The organism is Actinomadura sp. 6N118 (genome assembly GCF_044326415.1).
GTDB lineage: Bacteria > Actinomycetota > Actinomycetes > Streptosporangiales > Streptosporangiaceae > Spirillospora.
In genome coordinates, this window is sequence record NZ_JBIRAZ010000032.1 from 21,855 (window position 1) to 36,685 (window position 14,831).

At 69.0% G+C, this 14,831-nt stretch carries 16 protein-coding genes; 7 read left to right on the forward strand and 9 right to left on the reverse strand.

The window, feature by feature from the left end; genetic code table 11:
- Positions 1-26: 26 nt before the first annotated feature.
- The gene (locus ACH34W_RS49215) at positions 27-680 is read right to left on the reverse strand and encodes a class I SAM-dependent methyltransferase (RefSeq protein ID WP_395968189.1); all 654 of its coding nucleotides are present in this window, start codon (positions 678-680) and stop codon (positions 27-29) included.
- An 86-nt stretch (positions 681-766) separates the two neighbouring features.
- On the opposite strand from ACH34W_RS49215, the gene ACH34W_RS49220 reads away from it, so the two are divergent.
- Positions 767-1,375, forward strand: a complete 609-nt coding sequence (locus tag ACH34W_RS49220; protein WP_395968190.1) for a helix-turn-helix domain-containing protein — start codon at positions 767-769, stop codon at positions 1,373-1,375.
- Between the two features lie 78 nt (positions 1,376-1,453).
- Here the strand turns inward: ACH34W_RS49220 and ACH34W_RS49225 are convergent, their stop codons facing one another.
- From ACH34W_RS49225 to ACH34W_RS49240, 4 genes are all read right to left on the reverse strand, one after another.
- Positions 1,454-2,257 (reverse strand): ABC transporter permease, encoded by an 804-nt coding sequence (locus ACH34W_RS49225; RefSeq protein WP_395968191.1) that lies wholly within the window; start codon positions 2,255-2,257, stop codon positions 1,454-1,456.
- Entirely contained in the window at positions 2,254-3,246 is a 993-nt protein-coding gene (locus tag ACH34W_RS49230; protein ID WP_395968192.1) for an ATP-binding cassette domain-containing protein, read from the reverse strand. The genes ACH34W_RS49225 and ACH34W_RS49230 overlap by 4 nt, the downstream gene beginning before the upstream one ends.
- A gap of 35 nt (positions 3,247-3,281) precedes the next feature.
- On the reverse strand, positions 3,282-4,130 hold the full coding sequence (locus tag ACH34W_RS49235) for a DUF4097 family beta strand repeat-containing protein (RefSeq protein ID WP_395968193.1): 849 nt from the start codon (positions 4,128-4,130) through the stop codon (positions 3,282-3,284).
- A 169-nt stretch (positions 4,131-4,299) separates the two neighbouring features.
- A complete protein-coding gene (locus ACH34W_RS49240; RefSeq protein WP_395968194.1) occupies positions 4,300-4,980 on the reverse strand; it encodes a toxin-antitoxin system HicB family antitoxin in 681 nt (226 codons plus the stop codon).
- 305 nt (positions 4,981-5,285) lie between these two features.
- Here ACH34W_RS49240 and ACH34W_RS49245 point away from each other — a divergent pair, with 305 nt between their 5' ends.
- Together ACH34W_RS49245 and ACH34W_RS49250 are read left to right on the forward strand one after the other, a co-directional pair.
- Positions 5,286-5,951: a DUF4097 family beta strand repeat-containing protein gene (locus ACH34W_RS49245; RefSeq protein ID WP_395968195.1), complete on the forward strand. Its 666-nt coding sequence runs from the start codon at positions 5,286-5,288 to the stop codon at positions 5,949-5,951.
- A 113-nt stretch (positions 5,952-6,064) separates the two neighbouring features.
- The gene (locus tag ACH34W_RS49250; protein WP_395968196.1) at positions 6,065-6,505 is read left to right on the forward strand and encodes a hypothetical protein; all 441 of its coding nucleotides are present in this window, start codon (positions 6,065-6,067) and stop codon (positions 6,503-6,505) included.
- Between the two features lie 5 nt (positions 6,506-6,510).
- On the opposite strand, the gene ACH34W_RS49255 is transcribed toward ACH34W_RS49250, so the two are convergent.
- Complete coding sequence (locus ACH34W_RS49255) at positions 6,511-7,392, reverse strand: alpha/beta fold hydrolase (RefSeq protein ID WP_395968197.1); 882 nt, start codon at positions 7,390-7,392, stop codon at positions 6,511-6,513.
- Between the two features lie 95 nt (positions 7,393-7,487).
- On the opposite strand from ACH34W_RS49255, the gene ACH34W_RS49260 reads away from it, so the two are divergent.
- The gene (locus tag ACH34W_RS49260; RefSeq protein WP_395968198.1) at positions 7,488-8,441 is read left to right on the forward strand and encodes a helix-turn-helix domain-containing protein; all 954 of its coding nucleotides are present in this window, start codon (positions 7,488-7,490) and stop codon (positions 8,439-8,441) included.
- Between the two features lie 70 nt (positions 8,442-8,511).
- Here the strand turns inward: ACH34W_RS49260 and ACH34W_RS49265 are convergent, their stop codons facing one another.
- Positions 8,512-9,303, reverse strand: coding sequence for a TioE family transcriptional regulator (locus tag ACH34W_RS49265; RefSeq protein WP_395968257.1), 792 nt, complete (start codon positions 9,301-9,303; stop codon positions 8,512-8,514).
- Positions 9,304-9,412: 109 nt separating this feature from the next.
- Here ACH34W_RS49265 and ACH34W_RS49270 point away from each other — a divergent pair, with 109 nt between their 5' ends.
- Positions 9,413-10,567 carry an erythromycin esterase family protein gene (locus ACH34W_RS49270; RefSeq protein WP_395968199.1) on the forward strand — a complete coding sequence of 385 codons (1,155 nt, stop codon included), beginning with the start codon at positions 9,413-9,415 and terminating at the stop codon, positions 10,565-10,567.
- A 192-nt stretch (positions 10,568-10,759) separates the two neighbouring features.
- Here ACH34W_RS49270 and ACH34W_RS49275 read toward each other — a convergent pair whose 3' ends face one another.
- Positions 10,760-11,623 carry a helix-turn-helix transcriptional regulator gene (locus ACH34W_RS49275; RefSeq protein WP_395968200.1) on the reverse strand — a complete coding sequence of 288 codons (864 nt, stop codon included), beginning with the start codon at positions 11,621-11,623 and terminating at the stop codon, positions 10,760-10,762.
- 93 nt (positions 11,624-11,716) lie between these two features.
- Here ACH34W_RS49275 and ACH34W_RS49280 point away from each other — a divergent pair, with 93 nt between their 5' ends.
- Together ACH34W_RS49280 and ACH34W_RS49285 are read left to right on the forward strand one after the other, a co-directional pair.
- Positions 11,717-12,376 carry an NADPH-dependent FMN reductase gene (locus ACH34W_RS49280; RefSeq protein ID WP_395968201.1) on the forward strand — a complete coding sequence of 220 codons (660 nt, stop codon included), beginning with the start codon at positions 11,717-11,719 and terminating at the stop codon, positions 12,374-12,376.
- 77 nt (positions 12,377-12,453) lie between these two features.
- Positions 12,454-13,086: a DsbA family protein gene (locus tag ACH34W_RS49285; protein ID WP_395968202.1), complete on the forward strand. Its 633-nt coding sequence runs from the start codon at positions 12,454-12,456 to the stop codon at positions 13,084-13,086.
- Positions 13,087-13,956: 870 nt separating this feature from the next.
- Here the strand turns inward: ACH34W_RS49285 and ACH34W_RS49290 are convergent.
- Complete coding sequence (locus ACH34W_RS49290) at positions 13,957-14,541, reverse strand: dihydrofolate reductase family protein (RefSeq protein ID WP_395968203.1); 585 nt, start codon at positions 14,539-14,541, stop codon at positions 13,957-13,959.
- Positions 14,542-14,831 lie beyond the last annotated feature (290 nt).

A 14,831-nucleotide genomic window follows, 5' to 3' on the forward strand; every position in this document is an offset into this window, starting at 1 on the left:
CGTTGGGAGCGGCCGTGGCCGCCGTGTCAGGGGGCGCGGCGGATGAGGAGGACGTGGTCGGTGACTTCGGCAGTGCGCCCGCCTGGCCCGGTTGCGATCCGGCGGGGTGCGTCGGCGCGCTCGACCGTCCATGTCGACGCCTCCAGACCGATGCCTGCGGCGACCTCCTGAGGGCTCGGGTATCGGATGTCGGGATCTTGGTTCCACGACCAGGGCGCGGCCGAGCCGTGGTCGACGACCAGCAGCCGCCCGCCCAGGCGCAGTGCGTGCGCGGCCGACCGCAGGACGGTTGCCCTGTCCAGGTCGAACGGGGTATGCAGGTAGTGAGCGCAGATCAGGTCGAACTCGCCTTGCGGGAAGGACTCGCCTAGGTCATGCCGCTCGGTGATGACCCGGTCGCCCAGGCCGTGTGCGCGGGCGAGGCCGGCGAGCCGCTCGACCGCCACGGCTGAGATGTCGACGGCGGTGACCTGCCATCCCCGGCGCGCGAGCCACAGCGCGTCGCCGCCGTCGCCGCATCCCAGGTCCAAAGCGTCGCCGGGCGGCAGTCCCGTGACGGTCTCGGTGAGGCGATCGTTCGGCTGCGGGTTGGTGAGACGGTCGTTCGGCTGCGGGTCGGTGGTTGCCGATCGGGCTGCGTAGACGCCGTCCCAGAACGTGGCCGCATTGGGGGTGCTCATCAGGGCTCCTTGTGTCGGGACGTGCTCAGTCTTGCCAGGCTCCCCACGTTTGGCACGAAACCTTGCTGTTCTGGCAAGATGGCCTCGTGGACCGCACAACGGACGACGAAGTGCTCGACGCGGTGGGGCCGCGGCTGCGTGCGCTGCGTCGCGACCGCGGCATCACGCTCGCCGACCTCGCGGCGACGACCGGGGTGTCGGAGAGCACCCTGTCCCGGCTGGAGAGCGGGCAGCGCCGGGCGACCCTGGAGTTGCTGCTTCCGCTGGCCCGTACCTACGACGTTCCGCTCGACGAACTCGTCGGCGCCCCGCGCACCGGCGATCCCCGGATACACCTCAAGCCGATCCGGCGGTACGGCATGACCTTCGTGCCCCTGTCCCGGCGGCCGGGCGGGATCCACGCGTTCAAGATGATCATCCCCGCTCGGCCGGAACCACTCGAACCGACACCGCAGACTCATGAAGGCTTCGAATGGCTCTACGTGCTCAACGGCCGCCTGCGGCTTGTGCTCGGCGAGCGTGACCTGACGTTGCCGCCCGGTGAGGCAGCCGAATTCGACACGTCCATGCCCCACTGGCTGGGCAGCGCCGACGGGGGAGCGGTCGAGCTTCTCATCCTGTTCGGCCTGCAAGGGATGCGTGCGCACGTTCGCCCCCGCCCACATCGGTCATCTCACGACGAGACCCAGCGGTGAGCTCAGCGAATGACCGTCGTGGCCATACCAAAGGCACCCCTCCGGTGCGGGTGGGGCGCCTTTGCGTTGTGTCGGCGGTCAGTTGCTGACCGTCTTCTTGTAGAGGCGGGTCGCCAGCGGAATGAACACGATCAGGATGATGGCGATCCAGAGCAGTGAGACCGGAATGGCGTGCTGGATGGGCCAGGCGTCCGAGGTCTTCATCGCGGTGCTGGTATTGCCGAAGAGTTCGCGTGCGGCTTGGGTGAACGTGGAGACGGGGTTCCACTCGGCGATGACGCGGAGCGGTGTGGGGAGCTTCGCGCTGTCGAGGTAGGCGTTGGAGATGAACATCAGCGGGAAGGACACCATGGTGGCGACGTTGTTGAAGTTCTCCGGCGTCCGCAGCGCCAGTGCCACCGCCGCCGTCACCCATGAGAACGCATAGGCGAACAGCAGCAGCAGCCCGAAGCCCAGCACCACTTCCAGCGGCGAGCTATGCACCCGCCAGCCGACCACAAGGCCCATCAGCGCCATCACCACCAGGCTGCTGACGTTCATCAGCAGGTCGCTGACGGTCTGGCCGATCAGCACCGCCGACCGCGCCATCGGCAGCGAGCGGAACCGGTCGTAGATGCCCTTTTGCAGGTCCAGCGTCAGCGTGTACCCGGTGGTCTGCGCGCCGATGATGACCGCCTGGACGAAGATGCCGGGGAGCAGGAACTCCTTGTACGACATCCCCGGGATCTCGATGACGCTGCCGAAGACGTAGGCGAACAACAGCACGAACACGATCGGAAACATGATCGCGGCGCCGAGCAGGTCCGGAGACCTCTTGATCTTGAGGGCGTTGCGCTTGGCGATGGTGAGCCCGTCGGTGATCGGGAGGGTGAGCGCGCTCATCGGGTGACCTCCTGGGCCTGCGCGGCGGTGTCGTCGGTGTGCTGGGAGCCGGTTGCCCGGTGCCCGGTGAGGGTGAGGTAGACGTCGTCCATCGTGGGCCGCCGCAGTCCGGCGTCCCGGACGGTGACGCCCTGCTCGGCCAGCCGGCCGAGGGCCTGGCGCAGCGACTCGGGGCCGTTGGTGACCGGGACCGTGACCCGGAGCGCCTCGGCGTCGGTCTCCATGGCGCCCACGGCGAGCCAGGCCAGCGTCTCCCGCGCTGTCGTCAGCTGTTCCCGGTCGGCGACCGACAGCTCGATGCGGTTGCCGCCGACCCGGTCCTTGAGCTCGTCGGCGGTGCCGCGGGCGATGGCACGGCCGTGGTCGACCACCATGATCTGGTCGGCCAGCCGGTCGGCCTCCTCCATGTACTGGGTGGTGAGCAGCAGCGTGGTGCCGCCCTTGACCAGCTCGGAGATCACATCCCAGAGCTGCGAGCGGGCGTGCGGGTCGAGACCGGTGGTGGGTTCGTCCAGGAACAGCACCGGCGGGTCGGCGACGAGCGCGCCGGCCAGGTCGATGCGGCGGCGCATGCCGCCGGAGTAGCCCTTGACCGGACGGTCGGCGGCGCCGGTGAGGTCGAAGCGTTCCAGCAGCTCGCGGGCGCGGGCCTTGCTGCGTTTGGAGCCCAGATGGTAAAGCCGCCCGACCATCTCCAGGTTTTCGGCGCCGGTGAGGTGGTCGTCGACGGCGGCGTACTGCCCGGACACCCCGATGTAGGAGCGCAGCTTCGCGGCCTCGCGGACGACGTCGCAGCCCGCGACCACGGCGCGTCCCGCGTCCGGCTGCAGCAGCGTGGTCAGCACCCGTACCGTCGTCGTCTTGCCGGCGCCGTTCGGCCCGAGCAGGGCCAGCACCGTCCCGCGCGGAACCGACAGCTCCATGCCGTCCAGCGCCGTCACGTTCCCGTACTTCTTGACCAGCCCTTCGGCTGTGATCGCGTCACTCATGAGGGGTCTCCTTGCTGGTGTCAGCGGGTCAGGGGTCAGGACCGGTGGACGTCGATGTCGCCGTAGTTGGTGTGCGCGTGCACCTCGACGACCGTGTCGGCGGTCTCGGGGCCTTCGGCGGCGGTCAGGGTGTTGCGCACCATGCCGTTCTTGGACTGCAGGTCCAGCCAGGCGGCCGTGCCCTCGGCGATGCCGACGTCGACCTTGCCGTGGCCGCCCTCGATGTGGAGGGTGCCGCTCACCGCCGCGTCGATGCGGATCCGGCCGTGCGCGACCCTGGCGGTGAGGCCGCCGGCCAGCACGCGGCCGATGGTGACGTCACCGGTGCCGGTCTTCAGTTGCACGTCGCCGGTCACTTCGCCGAGGACGATGGCGCCGGTGGAGTTCTTCACCGTGCTGGGGCCGCCGATGGTCCCGATCCGGATCGCCCCGGTGGAGGCGGTCAGCTCGGCGAGTCCGGTCACCCGGTCGACGGAGATTTCGCCGATGGACGCCTTGGCCTCCAGCGGACCGGTCTCCTCCAGGCGGATGTCGCCGGTCGAGCTGCGCACGACGGTCTGGCCGAGCGGGCCGGTGGCGATGAAGTCCGCGGCGCCTTCGGCCTCGAGGCGGGAGGCGGCCGGCAGCTCAACGGTCACGTCGATGGAGCCGCGCCAGGACCGCAGGTGCCCCAGGGCTTTGGGCTTAGGGCCCTTGACCAGCAGCCGTCCGTTGGAGAACTCGACGATCGTCTGCTCGGCGGCCTTCACGCTCGCCTCGGTGGACGGGTCGCTGGGGCGCACCTCCACCACGGTGTCGGCGCGGTCGCCGGCGTGGATACGGACCCGGCCGACGTAGATCTGGATGTCGGCGCTGATCGGTTCGGGAGTGTCGAAAGCAGGCATGGCGGAGCCCTCCTCATGGGTCCGGTGCAACATCCCGGCCTCGGGCCGGGCGATGAGGCGATGACTGGTGATGGGCGATGGGGCCGGGCGAGTGCCGCTAGCGGGGGCCGGGCGAGTGCCGCTAGCGCACCCAGTTCGAGCGCCGCTAGCGCAGCCAGCCCGAGTGCGGCTAGCGCACCCAGCCGGTGTAGCTGCGCCCGGTCTGGGGCTGCGGTGGCCGATCGGCGGGACCACTTCCGACGCCGGGCTCGAACGCGGCGGAGATGGCGCGGACCAGCCAGGCGTTGACCGAGATCCCCTGCCGCCCGGCCGCCTCCTCCACGCGCACCTTGAGGTGCTCAGGCAACCGCAGGGTCATCCGCGCGGTGCCGCCCTCCTCCGCGGATGGCGGCCCGGACGGCGGCCCTGCATGCGTGGCACCGGACGACGACCCGGACGGCGGCGTGGCATACGTGGCGCCGGACGGCGGCGCGGCATGCGTGACACCGGGCGGCAGCGCGACATGCGTGGCGCCGGGCGGGGCGGCATGCGTGAAGCCAGGCGGCGGCAGGGGCTCCCACGCGGGCTCCGCCCCGCCGCCGGCCGCGCTTGCCAAGGTTGGCCCTGACTGCGGCGGCGTCACCACGAACGCAGGGTCGCTGCCACGCAGCCGCACCTCGACCGAGCCCGGTGCGAGTTCGCTGGTGATCTCGTCCGCTGCCGCCGAGAGCGCCTCCAGCAGGGTGAGCCGGGCAGCCGATTCCAGGGCGCCGGTGAGGCGCTCGGCCAGCGCGCGAGCGTCCGGGCCGCCCGCCTCGGCGGCGACGGCGAGCTCGCGGCGGAGGTTCTCCACGTACGGCATCAGATCCATGCCCCTACTATGACGTCAGAACGACATCACGTCAAGCGGCATTCTGACGTCATCCTGCGTTAAGTTGACGTCATGGCCGCACCACCGCCCCGGCTCGCGCCATCTCAGTCGCCGGCGTAGCGTTCACACTCATCCCATTGCAAAGATCAGACAGCTGGCGTTGCATTAAATTCGAAGCCACCGCAACGATCTTCTAGCTTCGACCTGCACTAATGCATGTATCGAGCAACAGACTTGTTGCGAGGATTTGGAATGCAACGTAGCTTTTCCCTCGTTCGAAACAACAAGCCCGCAAGGAGAGCACAATGCAGAAGTTCCACACCCCCGCCCCGGTCACCGCCGTCCTGGACATCCCCGCCGGACGCGTGCAGTTCATCGCCGCCGACCGGGCCGACACCACGGTCGAGGTCCTGCCCGCCGACGTCACCAAGCACCGCGACGTGAAGGTGGCAGAGCAGACCAAGGTCGAATACCGCGACGGCGTCCTGCGGATCGAGGCCTCGGCGAAGAACCAGGTCCTCGGCAGCTCCGGATCCATCGAGGTGATGGTCCACCTGCCCGCCGGCTCCCGGGTCGAGGCCAAGGCTGCCAGCGCCGAGTTCCAGGCCGTCGGACGGTTCGGCGACGTCGCCTTCGAGGGCGCGCATGGCTCGATCAAGCTCGACGAGGCCGCCAGCGTCCACCTCACCGCCGACGCGGGCGACGTCGAGGTCGGCCGCCTCAATGGCCCCGCACAGATCAGCACCCAAAAGGGCGACATCCGCATCACCGAGGCCGTGCGCGGCACGGTCGTGCTGCGCACCCAGGCCGGCCAGGTGTCGATCGGCGCCGCCGCAGGCGTCTCGGCCTCATTGGACGCCGGCACCTCCTACGGCCGGATCCACAACGCGCTCAAGAACACCGAAGGCGCCGCCGACTTGACCATCCACGCGACCACCGCCTACGGCGACATCACCGCCAGCAGCCTCTGACCCGCAGTCCCTGACCCGCAGTCTCCGGACCCGCAGTCTCTGGACCTGCAACCTCTGACCCGCACCGTCCTCAGGCGCAAGGCCTACGCAAAGCTGAAGGGAGGCGATGACAGATGCGGGAAACACTCCTCACGCTCTGGAACCTCACCCCCGTCCGCCTCGCAATCCGTCTGGCCAACACGGGCCTCAACCTCGTCACCACACGAGAGCTGATCACGGCCCTGACCCGCGCCGACCTGGGCCTCACGCTCATCGCGATCGCCTGGCTCATCCCCTGGGAGAAGGTGGCCCTCCTGGCCTACCGGCTCATCCGCACAGCTGGAAAGGAGCACAAACAGTCCATCACCGTTGGTGACCAGGACGAGCCCACCCCGCCGGCTGGGCAGGATCGCCCGGACGCACGCGCACACGCGCGCCCTGCAGAAGGACATCCGGGAGATCGTCGATTCCGGTTTCGCCGGGTGTCGGTGTCCTCGATGTCGCGTGCTCCGGACGGTCCGCCCGCCCGGTCGACGGGCTGGTCACGTACAAAAGTCAGCACTGCTGAACGGTAGGACCTCTACGCCATGAAGAAATCGATGAGGGCGCGGGCGATCTGGCCTGGGGCGTTCTCGGTGGGGATGTGGTCCGCTTCTGGGATGCGTATGAGCGTGGTTCGCGGGATCTCCAAGGCGAACTTCTCGGCGTACTCCACCTTCTCGAAGCCGTCGTCCTCGCCCCAGATCAGCAGCTTGGGCGTCGTGGACCGCTGCAGCGCGGGAACGAGATCGAGGGTGTAGCGGCTTTCTGCCGCGCCCGCCATGGCCAGCCAGGAGCGGCGGACGCGCGGATCGGTCCACGTATCCAGATAGTCAGCGATCCGCTGCTCGGTGGCGGCACCGGCCAGCGCCGCCGTCACCGCCTGCCGACGGGCGGCGAGAAGTTCATCGGCGGTGGTCGCCGCGACGACCTCCGGGTCCCGGAACCGGGCCACGTGGGGCGCCGGCCAGGAGTCGTAGAGGACCGAGTTGACCAAGGCCAACCGTGGCACCTCCAGCCGATCGTGGACGAGGAGATGCTGTGCGACGGCACCGCCGATGTCATGACCTGCCACGGCGATCGGCCCGGAGAGCTCCAGCGCGGATGCGAATCGCGCCACCCAGTCCGCAAGTGCCGGGACCGTGGCGGTTTCCAAGGTGAGCTCGCCTCCCGAGCGCCCCAGCCCGGGGAGATCGACCGCAAGGGGCCGCAGCCCCGCCTCCGCGAGACGACCCAGCACCGGAAGCCATACCCGGCTCCAATACGTTCCGTGCAGCAGCAACACGACCGGGCTGTCCTGCTCTACAGCCGGGCCACCCTGCTCTAGGGCTGGGCCGCCCTGCCCTGCGGTCAGGTAGCTGGCCGTTTCGCCGTCGACCTGGACTGTGCTCCTCAGCACGCCCGTTTCAGTGGTTCCACTCATGGGACCACTCATGGGACCACTCATGGGACCACTGTGACCGTGGCCTGCCTCCCGGGCCGAGAGTCCAGAAAGACATTCATGGGTACATTCCTGCCATGAACCGTCACCGGGTGGTGGCCCTGCTCAACCCACCTCAGTCACCGTTCGAACTCGCCTGTGCCGCCGAGGTCTTCGGCACCGTCCGGCCGGACGTGCCGGCCCACTACGACTTCCGGATCTGCGCCGAGCGCCCCGGCCCTGTGCAGACCACCGTCGGCTACGCGGTCCTCGTCGATGCAGGGCTGGCTGCCCTGCAGGAGGCAGACACCGTGGTCGTCCCCGGTTGGCAGCCGGCCGGCGCACCGGCGCCGCCGACCATCACCCGGGCGCTGCGGGCTGCCCACCAGCGCGGGGCGAGGATCGTCGCGATCTGCACGGGGGCGTTCGTCCTCGCTCAGGCCGGACTGCTCGACGGCCGCCGCGCCGCCACCCACTGGCGTCACGCCGCCCAACTCGCTGCCACCTTCCCCGAGGTGCAGGTCGACCCGGACGTGCTGTACGTCGATCACGGCGACGTGGCGACCAGCGCCGGAACAGGTGCGGGCATCGACCTGTGCCTGCACCTTGTACGTTCCGACCACGGCGCGGCATACGCCGCCCAGATCGCCCGGAACATGGTGCTGCCGCCACACCGAGAGGGCAGCCAACTCCAGTACGCCACACAGCCCGCCCCGGCCAGGGCGGACGAGTCATTGGCGCCACTGCTGGAGTGGGCCACCTCCCAGCTCGACACCCGGCTGACCGTCGGCCGGCTCGCCGAACGCGCCGGGCTATCGAGCCGCACTCTCGCCCGCCAGTTCACCGAACAGCTCGGCACCAGCCCGGGACAGTGGCTGCTCGGCCAGCGCCTCGACGCGGCACGCATACTGCTGGAACAGAGCAACCTTCCGGTGGAAGCCATCGCCACCCGGGTCGGACTCGCCTCGGCGGTCAACCTGCGCCGCCGCTTCCGGGCACACTTCGGCACCACACCCGGCACCTATCGACGGACATTCAGCGAAAGCCGGTAGGCAAGCCGGTAGGCAAGCCGGTAGGGCAAAAAGGTCCAGCACATGACGATTTGAGGGACGACGGCGACGATCAGCCGGAGCTGTTGGGCGGCTGAGTCGGCTCCGTGGTCGACGAAGCGGTGGCGCAGGAACTCAGCCCGTCTTCGGGCGGGGCCGGTCGGCAGTCGAGGTAGGTGTCCAGTGCGGCAGCGCCGCTGAGAATGGCGCGGCTCCTGGCCGACAGGCGGGCATGCCAGTCGCGGAGCATGGACTCGAGCGGCGTGATGCCTCCGGCGGAACGGACCTGGGCGATCACCGGGGCGATCTGCTCCAGCAGGTAACCACCTCGTCTGAGCTGGTGAGTCAGGAGGGCGTCGCGCACGTCGGCCGCACTGTAGACGCGATAGCCCGTCTGCGAGTCACGGCGCGGCTGGACCAAGCCAGCGCGTTCCCACTTGCGCAGCGTGGCCGGGCGAATGCCGAGCCTTTTCGAGAGTGGCCCGACGAACGTGTCGCCTCGTTCCGGCGGCGCGGGTTCGAGGTCACGAACGGCGGCTTCGACAGCTTGGAGGGTGCGGCGGTCGTCAAGAAGCTGGGCGTGACTCTCGTCGATGAGCTGGAGCGCGTCCTCGATCGCGTCCCGGTTGACCGCCTGCATGATCGACGTGGCCGTCTGGTGGCCGTGTCCGGGCGCGAGCGCGAGGAAGGCGTGCAGCGCCTGCGCGTGCAGCGGCGTGTAGGTGCGGTAGCCATGCGGGGTGCGTTCAGCCGCCGGAAGGATGCCGGCCGCCTCGTAGTTCCTTACCGCCTGCGTGGACAGACCGTGGACTCGCGCCAGGTCAACTGGCCTGAGCTGTCCCTCGCTTTTAAGGTTTTGCCCCACTGTCCTGCCGAAATCGACGAAAAGCTTACATCGTTTATTCAACGATACCGTTGAGGGCATGACTGCTGCTTTTAAAGAGGCCGTCCATGTTGTCGATGCTGCTGCCGTCATGGGATTGCTCACCGCCAGGCCGCGGCTGCTTGCCTTGGGTGAGCCGACCCATGGCGAGAACGTTCTGCTCGAGCTGCGGAACGACCTTTTCCGGCAACTCGTCGAGCAGGAGGGCTACCGGACGTTCGCCATCGAGAGCGACTGCATGATGGGCCTGCTCGTGGACGACTACGTCACCTCGGGCACGGGCATCCTCGATGAGGTCATGGAGCGCGGCTTCAGCCACGAGTGGGGCGCCTTCGCAGGCAACCGCGAGCTCGTGCGCTGGATGCGCGCGTACAACAACGGCCGGCCCGCGTCCGAGCGGCTGCGCTTCGCCGGTTTCGACGGCCCGCTGGAGATCACCCACGCCGCGAGCCCCCGGCAGGCCCTCACCGCACTCCACGCCTACCTCACCGCCTGGGTGGACGCCGACCTGCTCCCCTGCGACGCGGAGACGCTCGACCGCCTGCTCGGCGCCGACGACCAGTGGACCGAGCCCGCCGCGATGATGGACCCATCCCGTTCTGCGGGACAGACGCCCGAGGCCAAAGAGCTGCGGCTGCTCGCCGACGACCTGATGGCGCTGCTCGAAGCGCAGACGCCACAGCTGATCGCAACGTCCTCACCGGACGACTGGGACCGGGCACTCCTGTACGGACGCACCGCCATCGGCCTGCTGCGCTATCACTTCTGGATGGCCGACACCTCACCGGGCCGCATGGCGCGGCTGCTCGGCGTGCGGGATTCGATGATGGCCGCCAACCTGCGCGCCATCGCGGAGCGGGGCCCGGCGCTGGTGAACGGCCACAATGGCCACCTCCAGCGGAACAAGAGCAGCATGCGGATGGGCAACCGTCCGGTGGAATGGTGGAGCGCCGGCGCGATCGTCAGCGCCCAACTGGGGGAGGGGTACGCCTTCCTGGCCACGGCCCTCGGCACGATCCGCCACCAGGGAGTGGACACCCCGCCTCCGGACACCATCGAAGGGCTCCTGTACGCGCTCCCGGAGGACCGCTACGTCGTCGACACCGGTCGGTTGGCCGCACTCCTCGGCGACGCGACGCCCGCCCCCCGCGTGTCCCCCTGGTACGGCTACTCTCCGCTGGACCCGGCACACCTGGCGAGCAACGACGGGATCGTGTTCGTTAAGGACGCCGCGCGGCAGAGCTAGCGCGTTCCATGCAAGAGAGGGCATCCAGCTGAGTCTCCGCAGGCGGTGAAGGGCTCACGTTCGGGCGGTTGATCTGCAGGTCCGTGTTGTAGCTGGCCAGGTGGATCCACCAGGTCCGTCACCACCGCAACGCCTACCGCCGCTTCGCGCGTCGGCCTGCTAGCGATGGGCTCGTGGATCGCGGTCGGCGCCTCATCCCTTGCCAGCCACGGTGCTTGAGGCGGCGGGCTGATGGTCGGTGAGGCGATTGAGGGCGGTGGCGGTGGCCTCGTCGGAGGCGAGGTAGACCACCAGCCGCTGCTCGTCGGGGTCGGGCAGTTCCAGTCTCTCGTACGCCAGCCGCAGTTCTCCCACCTGCGGGTGCGTCCACCGCTCGACGCCGGTGCGCGTGGGCAGTGCGGCCGAGCCCTCGAACCGGTCGCGGAAAGGGGGGCCGGCGGTGATCATCAGCTCCTGGGCGAGCAGCGCCGCGTGCGGGTCACCGAGCGCCGCCGCGGCCCGCAGCGCGGCGGCCCGCTCTTCGGCGACCGCGTCCCAGTCCGGGTGGGCATCGTGCGCCCGTGGGTCGGTGAACGCGTACCGGACCAGGTTCGGCGGCTCCGCCTCCAGTAGCCCGGTCGGGCCGGCGAGCTGCGCGAACCCGGCCGTCCACGCGAGCAGGTCGCCGGGGCGGTTGGCAACCAGAGCGGGCGCGGGTTCGAGCCGGTCCAGCAGCGCCTGCACGGTCGGGCGCACCGTCTGGACCCGTGTCATGGCGGCTCCGTCGCACGCACCGCCGCCGGTGACGGTCTTCGCCAGCCGGTACAGGTGGATCCGTTCGTCACGGGACAGACCCAACGTGTCGGAGAGCGCGGCGAGCACCTGAGCGGACGGGCTGCGGTCGCGCCCCTGCTCCAGCCGGGTGAGGTAATCCACGCTGACGCCGGCGAGCGTGGCCAGTTCGGCCCGGCGCAGCCCGGGGGTGCGGCGCCGGTTCCCGTTCGGGAGCCCGACCGCAGTCGGCGAGACCGCCTCCCGGTGCGCGCGTATGAACGCGCCCAGCTCTGTTTCCCTCATCAACTGCATGGTATTCAGGCGAGCCTGGCCCTGCCAGGGCTAGGAAAACCGCAGCCTGGCTCGTACATGCCCATTGCCGGGACGCTCGCAAGCATGAACATCTTCACCGACGGTGAGAGCTCATTGAGCCCCATGATCCAGATCGCGATCATTCTGGGCAGCACCCGCCCCGGACGCCGCGTCGAGGACGTGGCCCAGTGGGTCGCCGAGGCCGCTGGCCGGCACCCCGCCGTCAAGGCCGGAGAGGCCGGCCTCGAACTCGTCGACATAGCCGCCTACGAGCTGCCGTTGCTGGATGAGCCCGCGCCCGCAGTCATCGGTTCGTACCAGAACGCACATACCAAGCGGTGGGCGGCCACGATCGACAGGTTCGACGGGTTCGTGTTCGTCACCCCGGAGTACAACAGCGCCATCCCCGCCGCCCTGAAAAACGCCATCGACTACTTGTACGCCGAATGGAACGACAAGGCAGCCGGAATCGTCAGCTACGGGGTCTACGGCGGCACCCGCGCCGCCGAACAACTACGGCAGACCATGGCCGAGATCAAAATCGCTGACGTCCATGCCCAGGTCGCGATCAACCCGTACTTCGACTTCGACTTCACCGGCTCCAAGGCCGGCGTCTGCGCCCCCGGCGAACGCCAAGAAACGGCCCTGACCACCATGCTGGACGAAGTCCTCGCATGGTCCCGAGCCCTCCGAGTGCTGCGGGACCCCATCGCGAGCGCCGATCCCCAGCCCGGGCCGACCTGATCCATGCGCTCTACTCCGCCGACGCCATGGCGACACCACCCGCATCCCCGATGCCCCCGCACGAGAAAGGACACAGGATGAAAGTAGAGGTGTACGACGACATCGCGTGCCCGTGGTGCCGCCTCGGCACGCACCAGTTCCACCGCGCGCTGGCCGCGTCCGGTGCAGAATCGGACGTCGAACTCGTTCATCATCCGTACCTGCTGCTTCCCGACGCGCCCGAGGAACCCCGGCCACTGATGGACACGGTGGTCGAGATGTTCGGTCCGCACCAAGCTGAGGCAATGGTCACGGAGATGACACGGCGCGGTGCCAGCGAAGGGATCGAGTACCGATTCGACCGTGCGATGGCGGTCAACACCTTGACCGCACACCGACTGCGGTGGCTCGCCCTGCACGAACACGGCGCCGAGGTACAGGCCGCGCTGGCGACCGCCCTCTTCGACGCCTACTTCCGCGACGGCGTGAACGTCGCCGACCACACGCAACTCACCGAGCTGGCCGAGCGGGTCGGCTTGGACGGCGGCCGGGTGCGGGACTTTCTCGCCACCGAGCAGGGGGACGCAGAGGTACGTGAGCAAGTGGCCGCAGCGCGGCGGGAAGGCGTCACCACCGTGCCGAGGTTCGTCTTCGAGAGCGGCGATCTAATCATCGGCGTGACCAGCACCGAGACACTCGGCGACGCGCTCCGAAAGGCCCGCGGCCGGTAACGCGCAGCAGGTGGACAAGCTGCGGGTGCAGCTGCCCCGCGTGGATGACTTCGCCACCACCCCTGCGCGCCCGCGTGCACGCCCCGCCTGCAGCCCGCCTGCGCGCCTACCTGCGGCACGCCGTCGCCGCCGAGCCCGACCCACGGAACTGACCGGCCGGCGGCGCCGGGTTGGCCCTCGACCGCAGTTGAGATTCCACCCTGGTAGTCACCCCCGTTGCCGTGATGAGGAGGTCACCTGGTCCAGGCCGTTGAGCAGCGGGCACCCGATCCCACCGACACCACGTTCGCGACGTCCGGCACCACGAGAGTCGACGGCCCCGACCGGCAGCACGCCGTCGCCGCCGGGAACGGCAAGGGTGGCGAGCTGCCGACTTCAGCGAGGCGAGCGCCGGACATGGCGTTGAACTGAATGACGCCCGAGTGGCCGATGCGAGTGCTTACTGGCCACGTCCTGTCGGCGGGGTGGCGGATCATCGGACCCGACGGCCGCGGCCGCATCGATGCCAAGCCCGCCTGATCCAGCTTGACCACCGGACGGGCTTCATCGAGCCTGTCGAGCGCGAGAGCTCTTTGCAGCCCTCGACCACATCATGAACGAGGCCGAAGCGCTCCACGGCCACGGCCACGGCCACGGCCTCGAAGACGCCCGCACCAGTCTCATCTCCGGTGCGGAGTCCGTCCGAGACTGGTAGCCCCGTCGGGCGCCATCACGCCGACTTCCTGGACAGAGGCTTCTGGACGCCGTCGTGCCTGGTCGTGAGAGCGTCCAGCAACGTTCAGCACGGTGGCCAGCCTGGAAGTCCTGAAGCGGCAGCCACACCTGTGGGCGTTCGCCTTCGCGCTGCGCGGGTTGAAGGTGCATGGACGCTCAGGCATGCAGGGTGGGCCGGTAGATGAGCTCCTGGGTGTGGCCGTCGAGTGTCCGGTGCTCGATCAGTTCGAGGTCGAAGTCGGCCGCGTCCTGGAAGATCGGGTCCACTCCGGTCTGGCCGGTGATCACTGGGAAGAGCGTCACCTGGATGCGGTCGACCAGGCCGGCGGCCATCAGCGCCCGGTTCAGCGACAGGCTGCCGTGCGAGCGCAACGGCACCTGCGACTCCTCCTTGAGCCGGGCGACGATGTCGACGGCGTCGCCGCTCACGACGTTCGCGCCACCCGGCCAGTCGAGGGTGCCTTCGAGTGTGGTCGACACCACCGTTGCCGGCAGGCTCCTCATCCGGGTGTTCACTGGGTCACCCACTCCGGACTGCTCGGTGCTCGAGCCCAGCAGCTGCACGAATTGCCGATAGGTGTTGGCCCCGAAGACCAACCGCTGCTCCTCGCCGTACAAGGCGAGGCGGCGGTCGAGAAACTCGGGGCCCTGCTTCCCCCAGTACCCGCCCCAGTCGCCGCCATCGTAGGAACCGAAGCCGTCCAGGCTGGAAAAGACGTCGAAGGTGTAGGTAGCGGTCATGATGCTCTCCTGGTGAGTGGCGACCGGCCCGTTGCCGACCTCTCACCTTGGCTACGAACGGGCTCGACGCCATCCGACATCATCGCGCGACGGACATGAGATCCATCTCGCCACCTTGCGGCTCGCCGTAGCTTCCGGGGCCGCCGATGGGGCCTGCCGTTGCGCATGACCTCACGCGTGATCGTGGAGCTCGTTCCATGGCGCTTGACGCCTCCGCCATAGCGTTCACCTTCAACACATTGCAACGATCGACCGTCGCACGTTGCGTTAAACGCGAGAACAGTTGCAAT

Excerpts from the sequence above, each read along its gene's own strand:
- ACH34W_RS49290 (WP_395968203.1), bottom strand. The coding sequence starts at position 14,541 with ATGACCGCTACCTACACCTTCGACGTCTTTTCCAGCCTGGACGGCTTC.
- ACH34W_RS49255 (WP_395968197.1), bottom strand. The coding sequence starts at position 7,392 with ATGAGTGGAACCACTGAAACGGGCGTGCTGAGGAGCACAGTCCAGGTC.
- ACH34W_RS49270 (WP_395968199.1), top strand. The coding sequence starts at position 9,413 with ATGGGATTGCTCACCGCCAGGCCGCGGCTGCTTGCCTTGGGTGAGCCG.
- ACH34W_RS49250 (WP_395968196.1), top strand. The coding sequence starts at position 6,065 with ATGCGGGAAACACTCCTCACGCTCTGGAACCTCACCCCCGTCCGCCTC.
- ACH34W_RS49260 (WP_395968198.1), top strand. The coding sequence starts at position 7,488 with ATGAACCGTCACCGGGTGGTGGCCCTGCTCAACCCACCTCAGTCACCG.
- ACH34W_RS49240 (WP_395968194.1), bottom strand. The coding sequence starts at position 4,980 with ATGGATCTGATGCCGTACGTGGAGAACCTCCGCCGCGAGCTCGCCGTC.
- ACH34W_RS49215 (WP_395968189.1), bottom strand. The coding sequence starts at position 680 with ATGAGCACCCCCAATGCGGCCACGTTCTGGGACGGCGTCTACGCAGCC.
- ACH34W_RS49230 (WP_395968192.1), bottom strand. The coding sequence starts at position 3,246 with ATGAGTGACGCGATCACAGCCGAAGGGCTGGTCAAGAAGTACGGGAAC.
- ACH34W_RS49275 (WP_395968200.1), bottom strand. The coding sequence starts at position 11,623 with ATGAGGGAAACAGAGCTGGGCGCGTTCATACGCGCGCACCGGGAGGCG.
- ACH34W_RS49235 (WP_395968193.1), bottom strand. The coding sequence starts at position 4,130 with ATGCCTGCTTTCGACACTCCCGAACCGATCAGCGCCGACATCCAGATC.
- ACH34W_RS49245 (WP_395968195.1), top strand. The coding sequence starts at position 5,286 with ATGCAGAAGTTCCACACCCCCGCCCCGGTCACCGCCGTCCTGGACATC.
- ACH34W_RS49285 (WP_395968202.1), top strand. The coding sequence starts at position 12,454 with ATGAAAGTAGAGGTGTACGACGACATCGCGTGCCCGTGGTGCCGCCTC.
- ACH34W_RS49225 (WP_395968191.1), bottom strand. The coding sequence starts at position 2,257 with ATGAGCGCGCTCACCCTCCCGATCACCGACGGGCTCACCATCGCCAAG.
- ACH34W_RS49280 (WP_395968201.1), top strand. The coding sequence starts at position 11,717 with ATGAACATCTTCACCGACGGTGAGAGCTCATTGAGCCCCATGATCCAG.